24 protein-coding genes are annotated in these 25,096 nt (G+C 51.6%); 9 read left to right on the plus strand and 15 right to left on the minus strand.

Annotated elements, in window-relative coordinates; translation table 11 throughout:
- Position 1: 1 nt before the first annotated feature.
- The 4 genes from HRU10_00205 to HRU10_00220 form a co-directional block, all read right to left on the minus strand.
- Positions 2-1,168, minus strand: coding sequence for a response regulator (locus HRU10_00205; GenBank protein NRA25655.1), 1,167 nt, complete (start codon positions 1,166-1,168; stop codon positions 2-4).
- Between the two features lie 67 nt (positions 1,169-1,235).
- Positions 1,236-2,120, minus strand: a complete 885-nt coding sequence (locus HRU10_00210) for a bifunctional 5,10-methylenetetrahydrofolate dehydrogenase/5,10-methenyltetrahydrofolate cyclohydrolase (GenBank protein NRA25656.1) — start codon at positions 2,118-2,120, stop codon at positions 1,236-1,238.
- Between the two features lie 21 nt (positions 2,121-2,141).
- Entirely contained in the window at positions 2,142-3,020 is an 879-nt protein-coding gene (locus HRU10_00215; GenBank protein ID NRA25657.1) for a hypothetical protein, read from the minus strand.
- A gap of 35 nt (positions 3,021-3,055) precedes the next feature.
- The gene (locus HRU10_00220) at positions 3,056-3,793 is read right to left on the minus strand and encodes an rRNA pseudouridine synthase (protein NRA25658.1); all 738 of its coding nucleotides are present in this window, start codon (positions 3,791-3,793) and stop codon (positions 3,056-3,058) included.
- Between the two features lie 83 nt (positions 3,794-3,876).
- On the opposite strand from HRU10_00220, the gene HRU10_00225 reads away from it, so the two are divergent.
- From HRU10_00225 to HRU10_00255, 7 genes are read left to right on the plus strand one after another with little or no spacing between them, the layout of a single operon-like run.
- Positions 3,877-5,034, plus strand: coding sequence for a sulfite reductase subunit alpha (locus tag HRU10_00225; GenBank protein ID NRA25659.1), 1,158 nt, complete (start codon positions 3,877-3,879; stop codon positions 5,032-5,034).
- 29 nt (positions 5,035-5,063) lie between these two features.
- Positions 5,064-5,810 carry a 3-oxoacyl-[acyl-carrier-protein] reductase gene (gene fabG, locus HRU10_00230; GenBank protein NRA25660.1) on the plus strand — a complete coding sequence of 249 codons (747 nt, stop codon included), beginning with the start codon at positions 5,064-5,066 and terminating at the stop codon, positions 5,808-5,810.
- 36 nt (positions 5,811-5,846) lie between these two features.
- Positions 5,847-6,089 carry an acyl carrier protein gene (gene acpP / locus HRU10_00235; GenBank protein ID NRA25661.1) on the plus strand — a complete coding sequence of 81 codons (243 nt, stop codon included), beginning with the start codon at positions 5,847-5,849 and terminating at the stop codon, positions 6,087-6,089.
- A gap of 10 nt (positions 6,090-6,099) precedes the next feature.
- Entirely contained in the window at positions 6,100-7,356 is a 1,257-nt protein-coding gene (gene fabF / locus HRU10_00240) for a beta-ketoacyl-ACP synthase II (protein NRA25662.1), read from the plus strand.
- A gap of 25 nt (positions 7,357-7,381) precedes the next feature.
- A complete protein-coding gene (locus HRU10_00245) occupies positions 7,382-7,828 on the plus strand; it encodes a GNAT family N-acetyltransferase (GenBank protein NRA25663.1) in 447 nt (148 codons plus the stop codon).
- Positions 7,829-7,858: 30 nt separating this feature from the next.
- A complete protein-coding gene (locus HRU10_00250; protein NRA25664.1) occupies positions 7,859-8,569 on the plus strand; it encodes a M23 family metallopeptidase in 711 nt (236 codons plus the stop codon).
- Entirely contained in the window at positions 8,559-8,996 is a 438-nt protein-coding gene (locus tag HRU10_00255) for a PEP-CTERM sorting domain-containing protein (GenBank protein ID NRA25665.1), read from the plus strand. The genes HRU10_00250 and HRU10_00255 overlap by 11 nt, the downstream gene beginning before the upstream one ends.
- On the opposite strand, the gene HRU10_00260 is transcribed toward HRU10_00255, so the two are convergent.
- Entirely contained in the window at positions 8,993-9,811 is an 819-nt protein-coding gene (locus HRU10_00260) for an alpha/beta hydrolase (GenBank protein NRA25666.1), read from the minus strand. The two genes, HRU10_00255 and HRU10_00260, sit on opposite strands and share 4 nt — an antisense overlap.
- A gap of 193 nt (positions 9,812-10,004) precedes the next feature.
- Here HRU10_00260 and HRU10_00265 point away from each other — a divergent pair, with 193 nt between their 5' ends.
- A complete protein-coding gene (locus HRU10_00265) occupies positions 10,005-10,214 on the plus strand; it encodes a hypothetical protein (protein NRA25667.1) in 210 nt (69 codons plus the stop codon).
- A 218-nt stretch (positions 10,215-10,432) separates the two neighbouring features.
- Here HRU10_00265 and HRU10_00270 read toward each other — a convergent pair whose 3' ends face one another.
- From HRU10_00270 to hisE, 10 genes are all read right to left on the minus strand, one after another.
- A complete protein-coding gene (locus tag HRU10_00270; protein NRA25668.1) occupies positions 10,433-11,254 on the minus strand; it encodes a 5'-methylthioadenosine/S-adenosylhomocysteine nucleosidase in 822 nt (273 codons plus the stop codon).
- 261 nt (positions 11,255-11,515) lie between these two features.
- Positions 11,516-13,372 carry a molecular chaperone HtpG gene (gene htpG / locus HRU10_00275; GenBank protein NRA25669.1) on the minus strand — a complete coding sequence of 619 codons (1,857 nt, stop codon included), beginning with the start codon at positions 13,370-13,372 and terminating at the stop codon, positions 11,516-11,518.
- 284 nt (positions 13,373-13,656) lie between these two features.
- Complete coding sequence (locus HRU10_00280) at positions 13,657-17,232, minus strand: hypothetical protein (protein ID NRA25670.1); 3,576 nt, start codon at positions 17,230-17,232, stop codon at positions 13,657-13,659.
- Positions 17,233-17,337: 105 nt separating this feature from the next.
- Positions 17,338-18,471, minus strand: a complete 1,134-nt coding sequence (locus HRU10_00285) for a ribose-phosphate pyrophosphokinase-like domain-containing protein (GenBank protein NRA25671.1) — start codon at positions 18,469-18,471, stop codon at positions 17,338-17,340.
- A gap of 217 nt (positions 18,472-18,688) precedes the next feature.
- Positions 18,689-19,219, minus strand: coding sequence for a redoxin domain-containing protein (locus HRU10_00290; GenBank protein ID NRA25672.1), 531 nt, complete (start codon positions 19,217-19,219; stop codon positions 18,689-18,691).
- Between the two features lie 42 nt (positions 19,220-19,261).
- Positions 19,262-20,638, minus strand: coding sequence for an MBL fold metallo-hydrolase (locus tag HRU10_00295; GenBank protein ID NRA25673.1), 1,377 nt, complete (start codon positions 20,636-20,638; stop codon positions 19,262-19,264).
- Between the two features lie 226 nt (positions 20,639-20,864).
- Positions 20,865-21,287 carry an ApaG domain gene (locus HRU10_00300; GenBank protein ID NRA25674.1) on the minus strand — a complete coding sequence of 141 codons (423 nt, stop codon included), beginning with the start codon at positions 21,285-21,287 and terminating at the stop codon, positions 20,865-20,867.
- 64 nt (positions 21,288-21,351) lie between these two features.
- Positions 21,352-21,858, minus strand: coding sequence for a GNAT family N-acetyltransferase (locus HRU10_00305; GenBank protein ID NRA25675.1), 507 nt, complete (start codon positions 21,856-21,858; stop codon positions 21,352-21,354).
- 23 nt (positions 21,859-21,881) lie between these two features.
- Positions 21,882-22,736, minus strand: a complete 855-nt coding sequence (gene hisG / locus HRU10_00310) for an ATP phosphoribosyltransferase (GenBank protein ID NRA25676.1) — start codon at positions 22,734-22,736, stop codon at positions 21,882-21,884.
- A 4-nt stretch (positions 22,737-22,740) separates the two neighbouring features.
- Positions 22,741-23,082: a phosphoribosyl-ATP diphosphatase gene (hisE, locus tag HRU10_00315; GenBank protein ID NRA25677.1), complete on the minus strand. Its 342-nt coding sequence runs from the start codon at positions 23,080-23,082 to the stop codon at positions 22,741-22,743.
- 119 nt (positions 23,083-23,201) lie between these two features.
- Between hisE and HRU10_00320 the strand changes: the two genes are divergently transcribed.
- Positions 23,202-24,959: an ABC transporter ATP-binding protein gene (locus HRU10_00320; protein NRA25678.1), complete on the plus strand. Its 1,758-nt coding sequence runs from the start codon at positions 23,202-23,204 to the stop codon at positions 24,957-24,959.
- The last annotated feature ends 137 nt before the right edge of the window (positions 24,960-25,096 follow it).

Consider the following 25,096-nt stretch of genomic DNA (forward strand, 5'->3'; position numbering starts at 1 on the left):
ATCACATGGGGTGGCGGAGGCAGGCGCAGGTGCCGCCGTCGGGCATAGGCTCGAGGGTGATGTCGCCACCTAGGCTGCGGGCGGAGTGACGGGCTACAGAGAGGCCCATGCCGCAGCCGACGTGGGTTTTTGTCGATACAAAGGGCTCAAAGAGGGTGTCTTCCACTGAGGCTTCGACGCCTGAGCCTTGGTCGATCACTTTTATCAGGCAAAATCTTTGGTCAGTTATGTCGACGACATCAAATTCGATTTGGACTGTCCGCGGTCCGCTGTGGCTGGAGGGATAGGCCTCGTAGGCATTGTGCATCAGCGCCACGAGGATGGTCTCAAAGATTTCGCTGTTCGCGTTGAGTGTGATCTCACTGAGGTTTTCCGCTATTACGAAATCGGCATTCAGTGGCATCTGTTTGTGATGTTCGGCAAAGCGTTCTGTCGCTTTTCTTATGAGCCGGTCGAGCTTGATGGGTGTCAGCTCAATGCGATCTATGTCGGAGAGGCTGGAGAGCTGACGCACGATATCGACGACGCGTCCGACGGCTTTGTCCATGAGGCCCACGCTGCGTTCGATGAGCTGGGGGTTTTGCAGACCGGTTTTCATTAGGTCGAGGTAGCCCACGACGACGCCGAGGAGGTTGTTTAAATTGTGAGCGATCCCTTGGGTGATAGCGCCTACAGCTGCTTTGCGTCGGGCCTCGGAAAGGCGGTTCTGTAGGTCGATATTCTCGCGAAAAATCTGCTGAAACCTGAGCTGAGTGTGGACGCGTGCGAGGGTTTCATCGAGGTCAATCGGTTTAGTGATGTAGTCGATGGCCCCAGCGTCCAAGCCTTCGATCTTACCTTCTTTAGTCGATTTTGCGGTGATGAAAATGACTGGGATTGATTCGGAGCGCGGATCCGATTTTAGGCGCTGGCAGGTCTCGATGCCGTCCATTTCGGGCATCATGACATCGAGGAGGATCAGGTCGGGAATCTCTTTTTTGACGAGATCCAGGCATTCATAGCCGGTACGCGCCACCATGACTTTGAAGTTATGTCGCTCGAGTTTGCGCTGAAGTAGGCGAATGTTTATAGGTTGATCGTCGACCACCATGATCTTTGAGCCCGCAAAGGGAGAAGGTTGCGCTTCGAGCGGGTTTCTAATCAGTGGCGTGGAGGCAGTGGGATCCATATGGAGTCAAACTAACAGCATAGAAGTCGGTTGTAGGCCGTTAATCGTGAGGAAGATGTTGTGGGGTTCATCCTTTCGCTTGGCGCGCGAGCATAGCTTCGAAGGTGTTTCTCATTAGGATAGAGACCGTCATGGGGCCGACCCCGCCGGGAACGGGGGTGATCTTTGAGGCGATCTGTGAGACCGATTCGAAATGCACGTCACCGGCGATCCTATATCCGCGTTTTTTCGAGGCGTCAGGGATGCGATTAACGCCGACGTCGATGACCACGGCGCCAGGCTTTACCATGTCCGCGGTAACGAATTCTGGCTTACCAATTGCGGCAACAAGGATGTCGGCTGAGCGGGTGAAATCGGCCAGATTTTGTGTGCGTGAATGGCAGGTGGTGACGGTGGCGTTGCCTGTGGGTGACTTTTGAATAAGGAGCTGGGCGACGGTCTTTCCTACAATGAGAGATCGTCCAAGGACTACCGCGTGTTTGCCGCTGGTTTCCACGCCTGAGCGTTTCAATAGTTCCATGATTCCCGACGGGGTGCAGGACACACGAGCGTTGGGATCTTCTTGTGCGATGAGACCCAGGTTTTGGGCATTGAAGCCGTCGACGTCTTTCTCCGGGGATACGAGGTTGAATATGTATTGCTCGTCAATGTGTGCACCCATGGGGCTCTGAACGAGAATGCCGTCCACTGAGTCGTCGGTATTGAGGCGCATGACGTGTTCAGCGAGTGCTTCTTGGGAAATGTCCTCAGGATATACTTCGAGCGAGGCGTTCATGCCTAGTTTTGCCGCGGTGAGTTCTTTTTTTCTCACGTAGGATACCGATGCTGGGTCTTCCCCGACTCGGACGAATACGACATGCGGTGGACGGCCGTCATGTGCTTCGATCCGGGCTTTTAGTTCATGAATAATATCTTGGGCGACTTGGTTTCCGTCGATGATTTCGGCAGGCATGGTATGGAGGTTGGAGCAGAATCAGTATACGATCTGGATGTGACGCACCTCGATGGTGCGGTGTTTAGAATAGCTGCTGTCGATGATTATTCCTTGTAGCGTAATCGAGCGGTCGTGATAGCGCGTTAAGGGTAGGGTGGTGACTAGGGCATCCAGGTTAAGCCAAGCGAGGCGTTTCTTGCCGTCTGGGCTGTAGAGGCCGGCGACTTCACGCGGTTTGCGTTTAAAAATTCCATCTTTCTCGAGCTTAAACACCCCACTGAATTGGGTGAAAATATCGCGTGGAGGTTTGATGCGTGGCGCTTCCGAGGTGCCGTCGCTGAGTGCTTGATCTGCTTCTGAGCCGAATACATCGAGGGTTTCCAGGGTCTCAGGATCAGAGTCTGGAAGGGGAGCAGTTACCGGCGCGGGTGCAAAGTCTCCTGGGGGGGCTGGGGCTTGTTGTGCGATGGGCGCGTTCAAGGCATTGAGGTTTTCCCGGTTTGCTGCGTCTTGAAGAAAATAGAGGGGAATGGCTTTCGAGAAGGTGATTCCAGCGAAGTCTGTATCCCCTCGATTTACTTCGTAGGTATCGTCCTCCTGAAGAATACCGAGGACGGGGCTTTCCTCTGTAGGAGAGCGATAGACGAGTGTTGCAGGTTCCACCTTGAGCTGCTTGGTGACATTGTCGGTCTTTACGTATCCGGTGTAGGTTCCAGGATATTCGACCCAACGCCAACCTTGAGCTGCTTGTTGTTCATCAAGGACGGGATAAATTTTAAAATTTTCGAGTTCTGCTATGGAAAGCGAGGTCACTGAGGGCTCGCTGAGGTCGGGCTGGTAGTAGAGCGGTACTTGCGCGAGGGTGCTACTCACTAGGCCGAGAAAAAGACTCGTATATAAGAAAAATCTATCGCTCATGACGATGATGGGATTGTGAGGTTCAACGGTGGTTTTCAAATGAATAATGAGTCGATTTCTTTGCTTTTAAGGAGCTTGCACTCACCGACAGGGATGCCGCGCATGATAAGTTTGCCGATTTGTATGCGCTGTAGGCGGTCAACATGATAGCCGAAGTCCGCGAAAAGACGGCGGATTTCGCGTTTTTTGCCGTGTGAGATATGGATCTCCAAGCGCTGACCTGACTTTACCTTACCACGCGAAACGATCACTTTTTCAAATTGGAGATGCTCGCCTTCAACCCGTCGGCCTTCGATCAGCTTGGGGATGAGCTGGATATCTAACGGCTTATGAATTTCCACGCGGTAGCGTTTTACGACTGTGAATGAGGGGTGCATGATGCGCTGGGCCATATCGCCATCATTGGTGAGGATAACCAAGCCTTCGGAATCCTTGTCCAGGCGTCCCGCGCAGAAAAGGCGTTGTTTCCGATAGGTCGGTGGCAATAGGTCAAAGACGGTCTGGCTATTGTGTGGATCGTCATTGGAGCAGATGAATCCCTTGGGCTTATTGAGCATGAGGGTGATTTTGCGCTCCATGTCGCCCATGGAGAGCATTTTACCTTTCACCGAGATACGATCGCGGCGAGGGTCTGCTTTTTGGCCGATTTCGGCTATTTTGCCATTCACGCGCACGAGGCCATCGGTGATCCATGTTTCCGCTTGCCGGCGTGAAGCCAGACCACGGTCTGCGATTATTTTTTGGATGCGGATAGCGGAATCGGTGTTTTCCATTTATTTAAGGGCCTGTCTCAATTGATCATTGAAAACCAAATCGGGGTGAGGCTACAACCCTGGGTTTTCCTTAACGAAAACGCATACAAATCGTGTCCGAATACTCAAAAGAAAATCCTTACCCTGCGCGCCTGACAGAAAATACCTTGCTCAACAAGGAGGGTTCGGCGAAAGAGACCTGTCATTTCGTCGTCGATCTCGGGGACAGTGGCCTCAGCTATTCCGCTGGGGATTCACTGGGGGTCTATCCAGAGAATGCACCCGATGCGGTAGAGGTGCTCATCAAGCAGCTTGGTTTTAATGGCGATGAGTCGGTCATACCTCCTAGGGGAGACACGGGGCTGCCGCTGCGTGAGGTGTTGGCTCGGCACTGCGCTTTGGCTCAGCCGACGAAGAAATTTATCATGACGCTCAAGGATAAGGTCGCTGGTGATGCCGCGCAGAGCGCACGTGTGGCGCATCTACTGGACCGCGCGAATTCCGATGAACTGAAGGCTTATCTCGCCGAGCGGGAGTTTGCCGATCTGCTCGAGGACTTTCCGGCGGCTACGTTTGAACCACAAGAGTTTGTTAATGAGCTGAAGCGCCTCACACCTCGACTCTACTCGATCGCATCGTCGCCGGCTAAATATCCCAATGAGATTCATCTCACGGTAGCGATTGTTCGCTATCAAACCAACGGACGCGATCGTATCGGTGTCGCATCGTCCTATTTGGCTGATCGCGTGGAGCTGAATGCGCCGACCATTCCAGTTTACGTGCAGAGTTCTCATTTTCGTCTGCCTGAAGATCCTACGGCAGATGTCATCATGGTCGGCCCTGGGACCGGTGTCGCACCATTCCGTGCATTCATTCAAGAACGTGTGGCTGCAGATGCATCGGGACGTAATTGGCTTTTCTTCGGCGATCAGAAACGTTCCTTTGACTACCTATATGAAGAGGAGATGGAAGCTTACGTGGAAGCGGGCAGTCTCGACCGCCTAGACCTCGCTTTCTCTCGTGACCAAGAGCAAAAGATTTACGTCCAAGACAGAATGCTAGAGGGTGGGGCTGAGCTTTGGGCATGGCTTGAAAGCGGCGCCTACTTCTATGTCTGTGGCGATGCGTCGCGTATGGCTAAAGACGTCGAACAAGCACTCCTAACCATTGCCTCCACCCATGGCGGACTTGATGAAGCGGGTGCGAAAGAATTCCTAAAGCAGCTTCGGAAGGACAAGCGCTACCAAAAGGACGTATACTAATCTAAGAGATTCATTTCAGAAAGCACCTTATGAGCGAAGCAACAGAACAAAAGATAGCCCTCGTCACTGGCGCGGGCCGCGGCATTGGCAAAGCGATTGCCCTCCAGTTGGCGCAAGACGGTTTCAAAGTAATTTGCGTCTCCAAGAGTGAAAGCTCCTGTGGGAGTGCGGCTGAGGAAATACAGGCGGCCGGCTTTGATGCGGTGGCCCTGGCAGTGAACGTTTCTGATTCTGTTGCCGTCGAAGCGGCCTCGGAGTCCCTCTTAAAAGAATATGGTACTGTCGATGTGCTGGTAAACAATGCCGGTATTACGCGTGACACATTGCTCTTTCGCATGAGCGATGATGATTGGGATTCCGTTTTACGCACGAATTTGTTCAGTTGCTTTTACTGGTGTAAGCACCTGACTCGTCCTATGACCCGCAAACGTTGGGGCCGCATCGTAAATATAGCGTCGGTAGTGGGACTTATGGGCAATGCTGGCCAGGCTAACTATGCTGCCGCAAAAGCCGGTATGATCGGCTTTACCAAATCGCTGGCTAAGGAGTTTGCGGCGCGCAAAGTCACCGCCAATGTCGTGGCTCCTGGTTTTATCGAAACAGATATGACTCAAGACCTCTCAGACGAGGTGAAGAGCAAGGCAACCGAGTTCATCCCTCTCAAGCGTTTCGGCGCGGTGGGAGATATCGCATCCATGGTTTCCTACCTGTGCTCCGAGCAAGCTTCCTTCATCACTGGCCAGACTTTTACCGTTGACGGCGGCATGGTCATGTGATCCCTCACTTAACCTCTCTTTTTAACCCTTTTTACTATGTCAGACAAAACTATCGAACAACGTGTTAAGGACATCATCGAAAGCCAGCTCAACGTGAACCCTGAGCAAATTACCTCGGAGGCTTCATTCTTGGATGATCTCGGCGCTGACTCTCTAGACACGGTTGAGTTGATCATGGCGTTTGAGGAAGAATTCGGTGACGAAATCCCTGAGTCGGATGCTGAGAAGCTCCAGACTGTCGGCGATGTGGTAAAATACATCACCGCGAAGCAGGGCTAAGCCTTGTTGGATGAGCACTCCTGACGCGAGCAGACGCGTAGTGGTGACCGGAATCGGGGTCATCAATGGACTCGGTCTGCACATAGATGAATTCTTTGGAAATCTTGTCGCTGGCAAGTCAGGCATTGGACGTATCACGCGTTTCGATCCCACTGACTACCCAAGCAAGGTGGGCGGCGAAGCGAATAATTTTGAGCCGACCGATTTTATTGATGCCAAAGAAGTCCGCCGCAATGACCGCTACACCCAATTTGCCATAGGTGCCTCACGCCGTGCCGTCGAGCATGGGACTCTCGACCTGACCCAAGTCGACAAAACTCGCTTTGGTGTCCTAGTGGGCTCCGGCATTGGCGGCATGGAGACGATCGAGGAGCAATCAGCTAAGCTATTTGATGGAGGCCCACGTAAGGTGTCGCCATTCATGATCCCATCCCTGATCGCCAATATGGCGTCTGGAGTGGTGGCGATTGATCTAGGAGCTCGGGGGCCCAACTTTTCTGTGGTAAGTGCCTGTGCTACGGGATCCCACGCCATCGGCGAGGCATTCCATATGATTCGCCGCAGTGACGCCGATGTTATGATCGCTGGCGGTAGTGAAGCTGCGATCACGCGTCTGGGCTACGCAGGATTTTGCAAAATGAAGGCGATGGGCACCTCGTTTAACGATGATCCCGAACGCGCGAGCCGACCCTTTGACACACAGCGTGATGGATTCATCATGGGTGAAGGTGCCGGTGTCCTTCTACTTGAATCGTTAGAGCACGCTCAGGCTCGCGGAGCAAAGATCATTTGCGAAGTGGGTGGTTATGCGGCGACCTGCGATGCGTTCCATATTACTTCGCCGGACACAGAAGGTAAGGGTTTGAGTAGCGCCGTAGATCGTGCGCTCAAGAGCGCCGACCTGAAGCCGGAGGATGTCGACTACATCAATGCCCATGGCACCTCGACGCCTTATAATGACAAGTTTGAGACCCTCGCGGTCAAAAATGTCTTCGGCGAACACGCCAAGAAGCTCATGATGAGCTCGACCAAGTCGATGACGGGCCACCTTTTGGGAGCTGCCGGAGGCATTGAAGCTGCGACGATTGCGAAGGTCATTGAGACCGGAAAAATTCCGCCAACGATCAACGTCGAAGACCAGGATCCCGAGTGCGATCTCGATGTGGTGGCTAACGAGTCGCGCGAAGCGAAAGTCGATGTGGCCATGAGCAACAATCTGGGCTTCGGTGGCCAGAATGCGTCTTTGGTGTTTAAGGCTTTCGCCTGAATTTAGTTTTTAACTTTGCTGCGGGATGGTGGTCTATTTGGATTGCGATGTTGATTTGAAGGCGCGCTTGGTTGATGGGTGGCCCCAGATTACCCCCAAACATTGGCACTTGGAAAATGGTTTTACTATAGTGGCGATGGATCGGGACGAAATAGTAGGCTTCATCAGTTGTTATCCCAAGGCGTTGAGGCCGCCGCTTGAAGATTCTGAGGAAGGATTTATTGATGCTATCGAAGTGACTCCTTCTCGCCGAAACCAAGGAATCGCGACTGAGCTCATCTGTCGTTCATCCGAGCGGCTCAAGGAGTCATATGATGTAATTCAGATCAGTGGGTGGTCTTCGGAAGACAAAATAGAAGCGATTCACTTGTGGAAGAAGCTTGGTTTTGGTCTATGTCCGACACAGACGATCTCAGGAATGACTGGAGAATCGATCAAAGGCTACAAGTTCGCGCGCTCTTTGCTCGCCTAATTTTTTTAGACTCTATTTAGCTAGGCTGCCATGTATCGAGTTTGCCTAGTTTCCGTTCTATCAATCATCTCTTGTTCGCTGCTATTTGGGCAGATCAGTCAGAGTGAGTATAGCGCGTTGCTCCCTGAGTTTACGTCGCTTCACGGCTCATCTTCGCTGCCGGTGGCGGGTATGACCTTTGACGATGTAGAATCGACCTTTGGTCCGCGATTTCAGCAGTCTACCAGTCAATATGATTTTCATCGCGGTATCGACGTCGATGGGACCGAGGGGGACGACATCCTTGCCGTAGCTGATGGGGTGTTCTGGGAGTATCGTGAATTTGATGCGGGAGGGCACACCGTCATCTTACGGCATGATTTCGACAGTACGGTGACGCTCAATGGACGGAGCTATGATCACTATTACACCTATTATATGCACCTTTATGACCCTGGCACTCTGACGGTGATCAATGGTTGGCAGGAGGAGAAAAACAACACGGGTCTGGGCGAAGTGATCACTGCGGGCCAGCACATCGGCGAGATGGGCAGTAGCGGGAGCTCAGGTGGGCTACCCTATGCCGACCACCTTCACATGGAGGTGCGCGTGGGGACGACAAATAGCCTAGCTTATCAGCTCGAAGACCTGAGCCGCACGCAACATGGTTTCGATCCACATCTGCACCCGATGCTGTTCTTTGAGCCGGAAACATTTGGTGGACCGGACTATAGCCCGACAGCGATGTCACGTGCTTTATGAAGTCAATGATGAGCAGCCGCTGCTCAACCGGATCGAGGTGGATATTGTTGATGTAGGTGGTGATTCCATTGAAGACAGCCATGTGCTCGACTTTAACCTGCGCATGGGCTTTGACGCATCGACTGTAGATGATCTTGATACGCAGGCGGTCCTTTTGCCGTATATCGACCCGATCTTATTTGGAGACAGTGCTTCGAGCTTTCAGACAAACATCGTCGTTCCAGAAGACTGGTTGGATGGCTATACAGACGGTGACTATCGCGTTGATCTGCGAGCCATCGATATCTGGGGCAATGAAACGAGCTTGAGTATCCACGCGGTGCCGGAGCCCGCGCATGTGGGGGCTATTTTGGCTTTGGTTGTTTTGTTTTGGTCAGCTCGCAGGCGGGATTGTCCAAATAGAGGTGGACGCCCTGTGTGTCGTTAAAGCGCCGCCAGCCACTCAAGCAGGTCACGGCCCCAGGGCAGGTTTGCACCGAGTCCGCTGCCATGTGTTGAGCCTGGGTAAGCATGGAGAGTTGAGGAGACCCCCGCTTCGGTCAGGGCGCGGTAGAGCTGGATGGAGTTTTCGATGGAAACTGCGGGGTCGAATTGCTCGTGGGCGATGAAGCATCGTGGAGTGTCGGCTGTAACTGCCTTCTCGATAGACACGCGCTCTGCTAATTCTTCATCTGGTTCTGGGCCGAGTAAGTTTTTGCGGCAAACGGCATTCATGTAATGAGACGCCAGCGCCATGCTTACCACCGAATAAATTATTGCGAAGAAATTCGGAGTGCAGGATACACTATCAAGATCGTCCCCAATGACTCCCTCGGGATGGGAGGCTTGAGTCGCTGTCATACCCGCTAGGTGCCCGCCGGCTGAAAAACCCATTACTCCGACTTGATCGGTTGCCAGCCCATCTTGATCGCCAGCCCACTTACGTAAGAGACGTAGAGCACGTTGAGCATCGAGAAGTGGTACGGGATATTCCTGGGGTGCATGTCGATACTCCAGGACCGCGGCGGCGATTCCGTGAACGGCAAGAAATTGAGCTGGGCGGTGGCCTTCTTTGGGTGTAGAAACCATGCTGTAACCCCCACCGGGCAAAACGAGCATACTCTGTCCGGTCCGATGCTCGGCGCTGGGGAGATACATGGTCATCCGAGGAAGGATGCCGTCTTCTACTGAATCGTAGGGCGTGTATCCTTTCGGCCAAACATCGCAGGGCTCTGGAAGGTTTATAGGAGGATCAGATCGCATGGGTTCGTTTTAGGTTAAAGGAGAATTTGTGAAAGGTAACAACATCTAGGTTTCAAAGAAGTCGCATGGATTTCCAGATAGAATTAGAACTTTGTCGCAGTCAGATATTCGAATTTGCCAGACGCTGCTTTGTGACGTGACGTGTCGGGAGAGTTTTTGAGTAGCGAAATACACTTTGATAATAACCCAATCTTTGACCACATCTACTTCGGAATGGAAGCTGTCTGAGCGCGCAATTTTGTATCCCTACACAGATGAAGAGCAGGCATTGAGGATGCGGAGTGAGGACTCTCCTTGGTTTTTGCCGTTAAGCGGCAACTGGAAGTTTGCCCTCTATCTCGAGGTGGAATCGGTCGATTTGTATCACGGTCTCATTGGGGTAGATAATGAACAGTATCTCTAGGATCTGAACGCTTATGCTCTTTGCTGGAAAGTATTAGTCAATGGTGCGACGATCCAGTCCGGGCAGTTTGTTGACTTGATCGCTGCCGCAGGCGAGTCTTTGGGCGCAGTATTTTCTGTAGCGACAGCACTTTCCGTATTGCGCAGATTCCGCAAATAAGTGCTCGGCAATTTTTATTATCTCTAGCCTCTTTGGGAAACCCGAAGGGGCTTTTTTTCCTAATTCCAATTAGCGATTAGCCATGCTGTCAGTGTGCCGGCGGACTTCGCCGCGATGGGGCCGTATTTGAGATAGTCGTCGCTGGGTTTAGATTGGGCCCGGTTGCTCCCAGAGCGGACGACTAAGTGAGGTACCTCAAACTGTTCGCAGACCAGAGAAAAGGTAGCCGACTCCATTTCCATGATATCGGTTTCTAGGGAACGGAGCTGCTCGATTTGGCTATCGGGTACACCGAAGAAGTCTCCAGAGGCAACTTTACCCGACGCGATAGTAACGGGGTAGGTTTTACCGTCCACGGTTACCTGGTGTGGCTCATAGGTCTCAACCAGAGCTAGAGCCTTAGCATGCATCATGGGTGTAATGACAAAATTGTTCGGTTTAAGCGGAGCTTTATTTTTGACGCCTGGTGGTTGTAAGCCTGCAATGAAGATGCCGTCATCGCTCAAGCTACCGTAGTCGTGGAGGAAGACATGGCTCGGGATAATGATGTCTGCTGTGCGGATATTGTTGGCGTTGATGCGTGCTCCCGTGCCTGTCATGAAGGCCATCGATGGCTTAAATTCATTCAAGAACATAGCCACCACCATTGCGGTGTAGCTCTTACCGACACCCGTCGCAGTTACGATCACGTCTTTGCCGGCCAAAGTGCCCCGTGTATATTGAATGCCTGAAAGCTCGCCCGATTTCGCGTCTTCCAGTTTTTCAATGACTGGAGGAATTTCTTGGGGAACAGCTCCAAAAACGATGATCGGTTGGCCGTGCGACAATAATTGAAGCACCAGAAACCCTATTAAAAGAAGTGAAATACGAAGCGTCTGCATGCGATGCCGTCAGCACTTGGTATTCCAAGGATTCGTTCGCTCACAGTTCGCACTATTATCATTGATCAACGATTTCTCGTGCGGCTAGGTAGATTCCTGCGTGACGACAAGAGCTCGCTCCTGGCAATGAAGGTGGAGCAAAATATTCGAGGGATCCCTGACAAGCCGGGGGTGACATTTGATCTTTGGCAGGCTGGAGCCAAAAAAAATCCTCAAGGAACTGATTCCTTGAGGATGAATTGTAGGACGCTTGTCCAGAAACTACTTGGCTGCGTTTTCGAGCAGCTTGTAGATCCGAGCGATCATGTCTTTGGGATCTTCGAGGAGGCCGGCAGCCATGCGGGCGTTATCGAAGATTTGGGCGACGATCACCTTAGCATCTTCGGCGCGGTCGATGTGGCAGGCGGCGAGATTTTTGATGAGCGGGTGGCGCGGGTTGATTTGCAGGGTGACGCCTTCTTCGGGTAAGTTGGCATCTTGCCCCATCTGCTGCATCATCTGGCGCATCTGCTGAGACATCATTTTGTCGTCAGAGAGGACCACAGCTGGACTGTCAACCAGGCGCTTGGAGACTTCGACTTCCTTCACTTGGTCGCCGAGGGCTTCTTTGATCCAAGCGGTCAAGTCTGTGGCCTGTTCTTCGGGGAGTGCTTCGCCGGTTTCGGCTTCGGGAGCGTCACCGAGCTCGAGGTCTTTTTGGTCACCTGCCACGAGCTTCTTCTCGTCGAATTGCCCCAGGTGCTGCATGACAAATTCGTCGATGGGTTCGTAGATATAAAGCACTTCCAGACCGCGTGCTTTGAAGGCTTCAAGGTATGGACCGGCTTCGATGGCTTCGCGATTTTTGCCGTTGAGGAAATAGATTTCCTTTTGCTCGTCTTTGGCGCGATCGAGATAGGCCTGAAGGCTGGTGAGCTTTCCCTTTTCGGTCGCTGAAGATTCGTAACGGAGCAGTTTGCCCAAGCCTTCGCGGTGGGTGAAATCAGTGGCGATACCTTCCTTCAAATACACGCCGAAGGTATTCCAGAATTTAAAATACTCTTCTTCCTTCTTTTTCGCCATGTCGCCGAGGTGCTTGAGATAGCGTTTTGTGAGCACCTGGTTGAGCTTGGCGATGAGCGAGCTGTCTTGCATGGACTCGCGTGAAATGTTTAAAGGAATGTCCGAGCTGTCGACGACGCCCTTTAGGAAGCGCAGCCATTCGGGCAGGAGGCCGTTGGGTTTGCTGTCGATTAGGACTTTGCGGCAGTAGAGGGATACCCCGGGCTCGGTGCGGCCGAAGCCGAGTTTTTCAGGATTCTCTGAGGGGCAGAAGAGGAGGGAGTTGATGGCCAGGGGGGCATCTGCGTTAAAATGTAGCCAATGCGATGGCTCGTCCCAGGCATTGGCCTGAAATTTATAAAACTCTTTGTATTCGTCTTCGGTGACTTCGCTTTTGCTGCGTAGCCAAATGGCTTGCACGGTGTTAATCTTTTCGTCGCCGAGGGAAATTGGAAACTGAACGAACGCGCTGTAGCGTTTGATGATCTCCTTGAGCTTCCAGTCCTTGGCGAACTCTTTGTAATCATCCTTGAGGTGAACGATGATTTTTGTGCCGCGGTCGAGAGAGTCTTCAGTGGCTTCGATGGTGTAATTGCCGGCACCTTCGCTGGTCCAAACTAGGTTGTCGCCTTCTTCGCGCCAAGAGCGTGTGAACACTTCGACTTTATTGGCCACCATGAAGGCGGAGTAAAAACCGACTCCGAATTGTCCGATGACGTTCTCGTTTTTTGATCCACCTTCTTGAAGCGCCTTGAGGAAGGCTTTCGAGCCCGAATGGGCAATGGTGCCTAGGTTCTCAATGAGTTCATCACGAGTCATACCGATACCGCGGTCGATAAAGGTGATGGTGGCTGGGTCCTCCTCAAAGGAAACGGAGATTTCAAGATCTTTTCCCGATTGAAATACGGGGTCCTCGCCGAGCTCCAGATGGCGTAGTTTTTCCGTGGCATCCGATGCATTAGAAATCAGCTCCCGAACAAAGATCTCTTTGTCAGTGTAGAGCGAGTTGATAACGATATCAAGGACCTGCTGAACTTCAGCTTGGAAGGAGAATGTTTCCGGTGTAGCAGTAGACATAATTATAGGGTTTTGAGTAATGAAAGGTATGGGATAAAATCAATACGTTGGTGCTTTTCAAGCGTTCTGTGCGTGATAGCCACCCAAGGGATATATGAAGGGGCGAAGTGATGATTTGTAGGGCGATCGTAAGAGCGATTGCCGTAGGGTGGGTCAAAGCTCAACTCAAGCAATGGCTGTCGCCATCACTCTCCACGTGAGATTTGAGTTAAACTCAGATTATGCAATGGGTCCGGTCGCATTCCTAACCGGGAGTATCGTTTCTTAATTGCTCTCGAGAACCATCAGCGAGAGCGGCTTGAGGAGCGCATGAGCGCTTCCTGGATACTATTGGCATGGGTGTGAGAATCCAAGGAGCCGTTCGTTCCAGATGGATGCGTCCACTCCTTGATTTCTGCATTAGACTTCTTGTTTTTGAGCTCAAGGGGTAGGCTAAGGCGAAAAGTCGATCCGGTATTCTGGCCATCGCTAAATGCTTCGAGCTTTCCCTGCATTTCCGAAGCCATGTTGATGGCAGTGTGTAGGCCAAATCCATGACCGTCTTCACGTGTGGTGAAGCCATGGAAAAAGATTTTGCGAATATGTTCTGGGTTGATGCCAATGCCATTGTCCTTAACCTCGATAGCTATCGTTTGGGGATTGAGTAGATAGCCTCGAATATCGATGCGGCTGGGGATGCTCGAACGTTGGTTGCAGGCCCATTGAGCATTTTGGATGAGGTTTAGAACGATCTGTTGAACTTTAGGCCGCTCAGCTTGGATATCAGGACAGTCACGGGTATTGAGCGTCACCTCGATATGATCGTCCTTAAGATCGTGTTCGTTGAGCTTGAGCATTTGGTCTACCGCTTCCCCTAAATCGAAACTCTCTATGACTCCCGCCACTTTAGCATAATCCTGCTGCGCAGAGACAATTTCTTTTAGATGATCCACTTTCTTGGTCATCTCGATGATGAATGCGTTCGATTCATCCGTATGAGACTGGGCGTTTTGAGATAGGCGTTTTAGGTATTCAGGGATCTTTTTGCCCTTGGGGTTGGCGGTCAGGAAAGCAGGTTCATCGGTGTGATCTTCTATGAGTTTCGATAGCTTTTCGAGGCCACGAGCTTGATCTTCGCGCCCAGTGCGGGTTTTGATCATCTCGAGGCTCACATTGAGGCTGTTTAAAACATTGCCGACGTTATGAAGGATGCCCGTAGCGATTTCTGCCATGCCTGCTTGCCTGGATGATGTCATCAGCGCAGTGTGCGATTCTTTCAGGCGATCTTCAGCCTGCTTACGTTCGTCTACCTGTTTCTTCAGGCTCTCGTTAGCAAAGACGAGCTCTTGTGTTCGGAGTTTGACGCGTTTTTCCAGATCTTCGTTGATATCGATGAGATCGATTTGCGCTTGTTGTCGGGCATCGACCTCCATTTTTAGAATTTTATTGGCATGGTGAGCGGCCCAGGCGCGCTGCATCAGGAGGACCATCAAGACCAAGAAGAGAGCTCCGATACCGTAGACAGTCGGTGTGAACCATCGGGAATCTTGCAGCGGATTCGGGGAGATTTCGAATGGATGACGTATCTCGATCGGATTCGCAATGAAGTCTTGGTTCCTCGTCCGTATCTGGATCTCGTAATCCCCCTTATCTAGGGGACCGAGTTCGACGCGGCCGTCGCCCATAGATTGATAGGGGCTCCAAGTTCCGCCGTCGAGGCGCCAAGAAAATTGAATGGAGACCTCTTGCTGAGTCCGGAGGTTCTCTCGGTTAGCCTGGATTTGGGCGATAACGTTACGTTTTTCTCCTACCAGTTCGGTCAAGATGTTCACCTCAGCTTTAGGAATGAAGTCTTGGGCTGTGTAGGCGACAGCTGATGCTTTGAGTGAGGACTTAATATATGCATTGAAGAATAGTTCGTTACCACTACCGGGTTGAATAGAATCTCGGACGATTCTCAAGGGGTGCATGTCAATAGGATTGATTATGGCTCCGTCTTCCAGGAAAGAGCGACCGATCCATTCTCGATTGCGCGAGAGCCAAACGAGTCTGCCCTGGTTATCAACCGCTTTTGGCATCCAGTTTTCGTGATCAATATCAATGAGTTGTTCACCCTCCGCATTACTGATCCAAAGCCGAAATTCACCTCCGTTATCTTGGATGGGAATCAGCACTTGGGCGTCGTTTGCAAACAAGGGGCTGCTGGTGATTCTGAGTTCATCGGAGAAAAAAGGGTCATGTATGTGCCGAAGATTCTTATCGAAAACAAAAAAGCTGTCTCCAGTCCACAGGTGAGCTTGGTTTTGATTGATGGAGAATCGTACCTGATTCTCCGGGCTGAACACGCTCGTTTCTGCGATTTTTTGCTGAAATGCCTCTTTGAGTATGGGGTCCCACCGCAGGACGTGGATGGCTGAATCGAAAAGGGAAATGATCCAGTAGTAGTCCTCTGCGTAAGCGACGAAGAGGAGGTCGTGCTTTCGGTGTAAGGGTATGTGGACAGCGTCTTTGGATCGGGCGATATTGCGCACTTGCACACGTTCATCTGACCGTTGATAGGCGACTGGAGAGCCACCATCATAGACTCTCCAGGTTTCGTCTATCCCGTGCACCTCAGGGCGTATCGTTTTTTCAGAATGTGAGAGGGGAATAAGGCGCTGATCTGTGTCGATCGCCCAGGGTTTACTATACTTTGTAGAGATGAGAGCTCCTTTGATAATGCGTCCCTGACTGGACCTTAGGTGATCTTCATAGTCCAACCAAGCCTCTCCTGTTTTGTCGATAGCCACAAGATGGCTGTCGCCTATCAGGCTTGTGTTGAGTTGCCCCTCTGCGAGAACCGAGGATAAGGTGATCCTTCCGTATATCCAGTAAGCACCCTGGCTATCTTGCGACACCCCACTGAGACCCCTCGCCCTACTCGGCATATAGGGGCTAACCGGGTAAATACGTCTATCGCGCACTCTGTATACTCGATGCCCATTTTGATCTAAACCTGAAAGAATTAGGTCGCCATTTATACCCCTTCCGATTGCGGCTATTTTCAAAGTGGATAGGTCGACTTTTTGCAGGTCTTTCTGTCGCCTATGGCCTATATGCGTATGGAGTTCTACCGTGCCGATAGGACCTATGCTCAAAACGCAGTCTCCCATGTCACGGGAGCGTAGAAAGCTAACAGTGTGATTGTCTGGCGCTTCGAAGACTTTTTCTGGATATACCTCATCGTCCCGGCTCTGGGTTCTGTAGACTGAATTGTTGTCAGCGACCAAAAATCCAACGCCTCGATCAGTTTCGACTGCACGTGGACGAAAGTTAGGGTGCGGGAGACGTATCTCATTCACTCCGTGACCTCGGATTTGATAGAGGGCAAACTTGTCCGGATCATTTTCGGTGACGATGAATACTTGATTCTGGTAAGCCTTAATGACGTCTACGACTTCTCCCTTTAGACCCTGTTGTTCAAGCCCCGCAGGCGGTTCGAATTGATCTCCATTGAGGGCAAGGATTTTTCCATTCGAGACCACCCAAGGAGTCCCATCTTCAAGAACAACGAGCCGGTCTAGTGTATTCAGTTTGAGGCCATGATCCTCATCAAAAACCCGGATTCTGGCAGAAGTAATCTGGGCTACTTCATCGTCCGCCAAGCGGACCCAGATTGATCCATCGAGGCCGTAGTCCAGGTCGAGGTATGTGCCACTTTTTAGCTGTTCACTACGCGTGAGGTCAGCGATTCTATTGTTATCGAAAAAATAGCTGATTTCGGAGGGATCGGCCTCTGAAGGTGACTCCGCCATCGCGGGAAGCAGACCGATGAGGCCAGCCAGAGTTGCGATCGTTTGAAGCAGATGCTGGCGTGTAAATATACTGACTGGAGGAGTCACAGACTGACTACTTTAGAATGAGTTCGACAAAACATTCTCAGTAGTCGGTTGGCCCCTTGGTAAATTGAATTAAAGGCTTTAGGATCCCGTTTCTAGGAAACAGCGCTAGCCGATACCATTTAACGTTTTCAGTTGATCATTATCATAGATCTTGCGGCGCCAGCGCTTGTTCTTGGATGACATGTCGATCTGATACAGGCTTTTGGATGCATCGATAGCACAGGTGCCGAGAATTTCGCACAGCTTCAGTGCGAGCCATTTCTCGATTTTTAGCACCACGAGTTTCTTTCTCAAGCGGCCTTGGACGTCACGATTTAAAATGGTCGGTATCGAGTTGAGTGTCAGGATCTCGTCGACCGCAGTGTGGGCCAATTTCACGCGGCCTTCCTCACTGGCATAAAAATGAGTGAGTGCGAACACGGTTTTACCAGGACTCACTTGTTTGAGAAATTGGCAGGCTTTGACGACGGTCGAGCCGGTGCGTACCATATCGTCAAAGAGGACGATATCGTGCCCCTCGATGCTTTCGAAATCCGCCTCGCTCTCGGGATGGATTTTGATGTCTACCTTGCGCTCTCCTGATCGTTCTTTGTCGAGCATAATAAACTTGGCCCGAGGAAGGTTGAGGCGTCGGTAGACTTCCTTCACAAAGTCACGCGCGCCCTTATCCGGGGCACAAAGGACTAGGCCTTCTCCCTCATTGCCGTATTGAAGGATATCCGAATTTTTTAGGTAGTCGACATAGATATCGTAGGGGATGAGGTTGTGGAAACGTCCCTCAAAAACCTGAGAAAACATGATCTGTACTGACTGAGAGTGGTTATGCACAGTGACGACACGGTCGACCCCAGCCAGTTTTAGCATCTCGGCGTAGAGTTTTGCTGTGAAGGGCTGACCGTCAAATTTCTTCAAGTCCTCGACCTCGCGCTCTAAAGAAGGGTCTCCGAGATAGGGGCGCGGTCCGCGATCCTGGGCGCTGTAATAGAGATCTGGCTCAACCAGTGTGACCTCGGCGGCGCCATTTTCCTTGGCGGCCCGGGCAATCATGAGCGTCCGCATGGTCATGCTTTGGCGGCTCATTACCAGGTTACTCGCGCTCACGATAATGACGCTCTTCCCCTCAAGCTTATTACCTATGTGCTCAAAGTCGTGCTCGTCTGAGATGAAACGGGGGCAGAACTCAGTATTGGCAAACATCTTCATGCTGATGATGTCTGCGACGTCCTCTTGTTGCCCCATTGCGAAGGCGACATCGATGGCAAATGGGTCATCCGAGAGGTTGCCCACGACAATGTATTTGGGATCAATTTGGCTCACAGCTTCTTACTTAGGGTAGAAGAGTAGTCGGCGAAACGTTGCGAAGAGGCAATACCTGAAGGGCAAAGTGTGCGTGACAGGCCCAAAAAAAGCGACCGGTAGAAACGGGTCGCTTTAAATCTTTGCGGGATAGAATCCCTTATTTCTGTGCTAGAGCTTCAGTGCGCCAAGTCTGCCAAGCCACGTCGGGGTCTTGGTAAATCTCCTGAACGCCCTGAGCAGTGATGATCTTGGCGTCTTTGTTTAGGATAAATAACGCGGGGATCCCGCTCACCTGAAGACCGCCTGAGAGCCGGTTGCTGTCTTCACCGTTTAGCTCAATGGTGAGCCAGCTCATGCCATCTTCTTTGAAATATTTGTCTTTCTGTTTTTGATCGCGGTCGGCGCTGATGAAGACGATCTCCATCTCGTCTTTGTGCTCCTCATAGAATTTCACCAGCTTGGGGGTGAACATACGGCATGGGGGACACCAGTGAGCTGAAAAGTAGAAACCGACGACCTTGTTTTCCAGACGAGCCATATCAACTGGCTCACCTTTTATGTTGGTTACCCCGTTAGGGAACCAGAAATTCCAGTCAATTTCTGGAGTCTCCTGTTGAGCATTACTGGACGGAAGCCAGGCTAGGAGGCAGATGGCCAGGATCGTTTTAATGATTTGAGCGTGTTTCATGTAGGTTGGGAGAAAGGTTTCGGTTTCGTATTCCGAAAAGGCTTAAGTCTTTTGAATTTCTATAGTTTCGCCGGGAGCTGGATCGATAATGGTTGAGTCGACCAAATGCTGTTTAAAGTGAGCCGAAAACCAATCCCGCGCACCCGCCTCACCATGGGTGAGGATAACTGTGCTCGGTGCAACCTCAGTGACGTAATTTGCGATCTCTAAACGTTCAGCGTGCCCACTAAGGTCAAACTTTTGAATTTCAGCCCGAATGGGGCACTCGTATTCAAGGGGTTCGAAGAAGAAAGGTTTTTCTGGCTCCTCAGCATGCTGTCGCTGTAGTTGCCCACCGGCGGTATCTGGATCGCAGTAACCGATGAAGAAAATACTGTTTTGTGGTTTGTCCAAGATTCCAGATGCGGCCCGCCATGAAGGTGTATTCTCGACTAACATGCCGCTACTTAGAAGCAGGAGCGACGGTTGACCAGGTTGTTTGCCACGGCACCATTTCCAATCAGGAGTTCGGACTTTGAGGCGCTTTAGTACCTTTCGGGAAAAGACTAGGTTGCCTATACGTTTTGAAATCTGGTCGAAATAATTGACCAAATCCATCCCTAGGCCTGTGGCATAGATTGGGATGTCTGTCAGCCATGGTTCGTCTTTTCGAGCGTCCAGCTGAGTCATCACTTCTTGCATTCTTCCCAATGCGAACGTCGGTATGAGCACGGTCCCTCCGCGCTCAAAAGTCTTACGCGTTTCAGCAAATAAGCGCTCCCATTCCTCGGTGCGATCTGCGCTGGCGGTTGCTTCGTTCATGCCCCGCGTGGTCTCGGTGATGATGACGTCTACCGGGTCTACTGGAAATTCTGCTCCACCCAGAATTAAGAGATCGCGGAACAAACAATCGCCCGTGGTGAAAACAGATTCGCCGTTGCAAGTGATACGCATACCTGCCGCTCCCGCGACGTGTCCTGCGGGGTAAAGTGTTATTTCGAGATCTGTTCCTCGATCATCGAAGATATAGGTGCGGTGAAAGGCCAAGGGCTCCATCCTATCTTCGAGGGCTTCGACTTCGGGGAAGCTATAGAAAGGATATTCTGGAATATCCTGCTCCTCTTTTTGTCGCTTCATCACATTGATTGAATTTCGAAGCATGCGCGGGCCCAGGAGGCAATTTGCGCGGCTAGACAGGATACGTGCTCGCGGAAAGTGACGCGCCGCCACTGGGATAGAACCGACATGATCGAGGTGGCAGTGGGTCAGGAGGATGAAATCGACGTCCCGATCTCGAATTTTTTCCAAGTCAGGTAGCGCGGCGTTTCCGGAAAACTTTGGATGGATTCCTGAGTCGATGAGGAGGGTGTAGGGACCGATCTCGATAAGCGATGCATTTGCACCGATACCTCCTTGCCCATTCAAATCCGTAAACCGCATAAAAAGCTCGAAGCTGACTTGCCGATGAGCCAAGTCAAGCGAGAGGCACAGCTGGCTAAATGCCAGGGTCTAACCAGATTTCTAGAAAACTGATTGGGGGCTCAGATTAGAAGCTTAGAGTGATGGTGACAGCCATTGCTTGATTTGAGCTTTGATCCGCACGAGGGCAATCGCTCTCGCGATCACCCTACAAAACGTCAATGTGCCCCACAATTCAGGTCACGCCCTAGATGCCTAATTCCATCTGCCGATCTGGCTCGGGCACTTCCATCCAAAAGGGAGGGATACGCGCGAAGATGGGCTGGAGCTCGATACTGAGCCCTAGGTAAGATCCGCTGACGTAGGTGGAGCGTTCTGCGAAATGGTAACTATTATAGCTGTAAGTCCCTCCCTGGGGAATCGTGGGATTTTCGCCCATAATAGTGGGACAATCGAGGATCTCACGCGTCCCATCGTGGTAGCCCAAAATCCAGCGCCGCCGATCTAGCGTGACTGTTTGGTTGGACAAATTTTTGATGCTGATGAAATAGATAAATGCGTGCGGACGCTCCGGCTCTGGAGAGATGTCTGGGTCGTAATGGTAGACAACAGAGTCTACGGAGACCTTCAGGCCTTCGAGTTCAATGGGTCGTTCTGATAGGGCATTCATCAGCGTAGACACTTCTACCAGAACGAGTTAGCTCAGTTTTACCAGAAAAAAGAGAGCATTTTGGTTATAACGACGAGCCCACGGCGAGTTCGATCTGAAATCTGGCAGCGATATATCCTCCTAAATCGATACTTTTCACCTGAGTAAAACCAAAGTCACGATAGAACGCCGTCAGTCGCGGTCGGCTCGCGTCGCAATCTAGCCTGAGATACTTTTTTCCGCACCCAAGCGCGATTTTTTGAGCACATTTCAAGAGATCATAAGATACGCCAGTTTTGGCGAACTTTCTCCTTACCGCGAGTTTGTGTAGAAACAACGCGTCACCGTCTTTGAATCCCGGCCAGAACAATTCATCGATGCTTTCTAGACTGAACACCCCCGCTGGATCCTTGCAGCGGAAACCGATATGATAGATTCCCGATCTTACTTTTTGCCGTAAACGAGTCGGCGTAAGATCTTCCTCTTTCCAGCGGGGTGCCCCGCTTTCTCTTTGCCATTGAGCCGCTTCTGTTAGGATAGACGAAACGACATCGAGATTCTCCTCACGAGCTATTTGGCATTCGAAATTCATGCCCTTAGAGGTCGGCGTTTCCGCTACAAACGACAATTACTGATCTGAGTCTCTAGAATCGCCTTAGCGTCGATCGCTTCAAGCTCGTCCATCACAGAGTTGAGTTCTTTGCGTTTTACCATCACGCGGATGGCAGCCCAGTCATCGCGTTCGAGGCGATTTACGGTGGGCGAATTGAAGCCTGGAGTGATCTCGAAGGCTTTCTCGAGATTCTCTCGAGGCACATTATATTCAAGGAGAGACCAGCTGCGTGCGATTACCACGCCTTCGAGCCGACGTGTGATGCGGTCTGCCATCTCTGGGAGGCGAACGTTGCTGTTTTGAACCAGCATGGTCTCGTAAGAGCCAATGTCCTCCAAGACACGTAACTTATTGGCGACGAGGGTACTGCCGGTTTCAACTAGGTCCACGATGGCATCGGCTACACCGAGGGAAATCATGATTTCTACCGATCCCGACAAAGGTACCAGATGCACTTCAGACCCGAGGCCATTGAAGTAGTTTTGGGTAACGTTTGTGAAGCTCGTGGCGATCCGTGCGTTGCCGAGGTCTTTAGCCGATTGCGCAGGCGAATCGTGCGGTACACAGACACTCAGGCGACATTTACCCATACCCAGAGCCAGGCGCGTCGTCAGGTCTACCCCGGCTTCCTCAATGCAGTCGCCACCGGTGATCCCCATATCCAGCGCACTCTCCGCACAGAGAACTGGGATATCATCCGTGCGCAGGAAAATGATCTCAATAGGCAGGCCGCTTACCTTAGCAAATAAGCTGCGGTCCTGGCGGCGGAATTTTAGGCCGGCTTGTTTGAGCAGCCCTGAGGCGTCTTCGGCGAGGCGCCCTTTGGTGGGGAGTCCAATGCGGAGATGGGTGTCCATAAAATTATTTCTGACTTCTTGATGCTTTCTCTTCCAGACCCGAAATGCCAAAGCGTCCTGCAAGCTTCGCTTCGACAGCGCTCAGCGGCACTTCTGTGTGGGCCAATAATACAAAGAGGTGATAGATGACATCCGCGGCTTCATGCGCCACATGATCAGCACGCGTTTCAACAGCTTCAGCTGCCGCTTCGACCACCTCTCCGGCTTCTTCCGTTATTTTTGCACCGATTTCATCCAGCCCTTTCCTGAGTAAGCTTGTAGTATAGGATTTTTCGGTTGGATGGGCCTTGCGGTCGTCAATGACACCCATCAAAGCCTGGAAAATGTTATCTGCGGACGATACCATGTCATCAGTGTACCACAGCCCAAGTTAGGGTAAGTCAAGATTGTGGCGGGAAATTTAACATAGCGTTCGATTTGGTAGGTTCATTGACCCGAGTCCAAAACCTGCTTTGTTGCGCCTGTATGGCTGATAAAAAACCAAGTCCGATTCGACGTGTTTCGATCTACCTCTTTCGCTACAAAGGCTCTTTTGCGCTTACATTGGCGCTCGCTATCGGCATGACGATGCTGGGAATTTTTGTCCCCCAAGTCATCAGCCAAGTCATGGATCGTATTATGAGCGGGGAGGGGACACGGGCGATTTTGATCGGAGTTTTGACGATGCTTGCCTGCTACGGTGCGCGCGAACTCCTCAACTGTCTGCGCATCCGGGTGAATAATACACTGGAGCAGAAAGTCCTCCTCGACATCCGCCGCCAGTTGCACGGCAAACTCCTCGATTTGCCGATTTCTTTTTATGACAAACGTAAGTCAGGCGACGTAGCCTCTACCGTAATCGACGACGTCAATAACCTCGAACGGGCCCTTCTTGACGGCACCGAACAAGGAGTGACGGCCATCCTAATGGTGCTGGGAATCAGTGTCATGATTTTTACGCAGCAGCCCTTGCTCGCCATCTTCGTGTTTATCCCTGTCCCGGCTCTCTTTATCATGAGTTACATCCATGCGAAGGCGTCGCGTAAGATATGGCGCAAGGTGCGGGACTCAGCAGGGCAACTTAACTCCTTGATCGTCGAAGACATTCAGGCCAACCGGCTCATACAGTCTTTTGGCTTAAAGCAGCGCGAGACCGATCGTTTCAACGACCGGGCAGAAACGCTCCGCAACGATACATTGCGCGGCATGTATCGCTGGTCGATCTTTGGCCCTTCGGTGTCTTGGATTTCTAGTCTCGGTTATGTCGGAGTCGTTGGCTACGGTTCTTACCTACTGGTGACCGAGGCGCCCGGGTTTACGATTGGTGAGTTCACTGCCTTCATTCTTTATTGCGGTATGATCGTCGAGCCCATCCGCTCGCTCAGCCAACTGACTCAGCTTTTTTCAACTGGCAATGCTTCGGGGGACCGCGTCTTCGATCTCATTGACCACGATCTAGAGATTATCAATGCCGAGCGGCCGCAGCCTTTCCCAGCGGGACTCGCTGATATCCAATTTAATAACGTTAAATTCGCTTATTCCGACCGCGCCGTCGTTCTTCCGGAAATGGGGCTCAATGTGCCTGCCGGTAAGGTGACTGCGCTTGTGGGGCACACCGGTGCGGGCAAGTCAACCATCGCGAACCTTGTGCTGCGCTATTACGATTGTTCTGAAGGGTGCGTCACCATCAATGGAGTCGACGTCCGCGAAATAGATTTAAACCAGCTCCGGGCACACATCGGTGTAGTTTCCCAAGATCCGTTTCTCTTTGATGCATCCGTCCGAGAAAACATGATGCTCGCCGCGCCGGATGCCACGGAAGCAGCGATCGTCGATGCCCTCAAATCCGCTTGTGCTTGGGACTTTGTGAGCCGTCTCCCCGACGGTTTGGATACACTGATTGGAGAGCGGGGCATCCGCTTGAGCCAAGGGGAAAAACAGCGACTGACAATCGCCCGTGTCATGCTGAAAAACCCTTCGGTAATCATCTTAGACGAGGCGACCTCGTCGGTCGACACCATCACCGAACGCCAGATCCAAGAAGCGCTCGACAACCTCATGACAGACCGCACGGTGATCGTCATCGCACACCGCCTGTCCACCGTCTGCCGAGCCGATCAGATCGTCGTCCTCGAACGCGGCGAAATCATCGAACGCGGCACTCATGAAGGCCTCATCGCCCAAAACGGTCACTACGCCCAACTCTGGTCCCATCAGCAGGATATGATACCGGAGGAGGTCTGATGGGATTGATCCGCGAATACACGCGAATGAACGCTAATTTTCAGTGATCGATACTCTCCAGAGACTCTTGCAACGCATCCGTTTTTTTCTAGGTGAGCCTGTCTACCTTGAAAATCCGAAATGCGCATTTGGTTTTT

This window comes from Opitutales bacterium (assembly GCA_013215165.1).
Taxonomy (GTDB): domain Bacteria; phylum Verrucomicrobiota; class Verrucomicrobiia; order Opitutales; family JABSRG01; genus JABSRG01.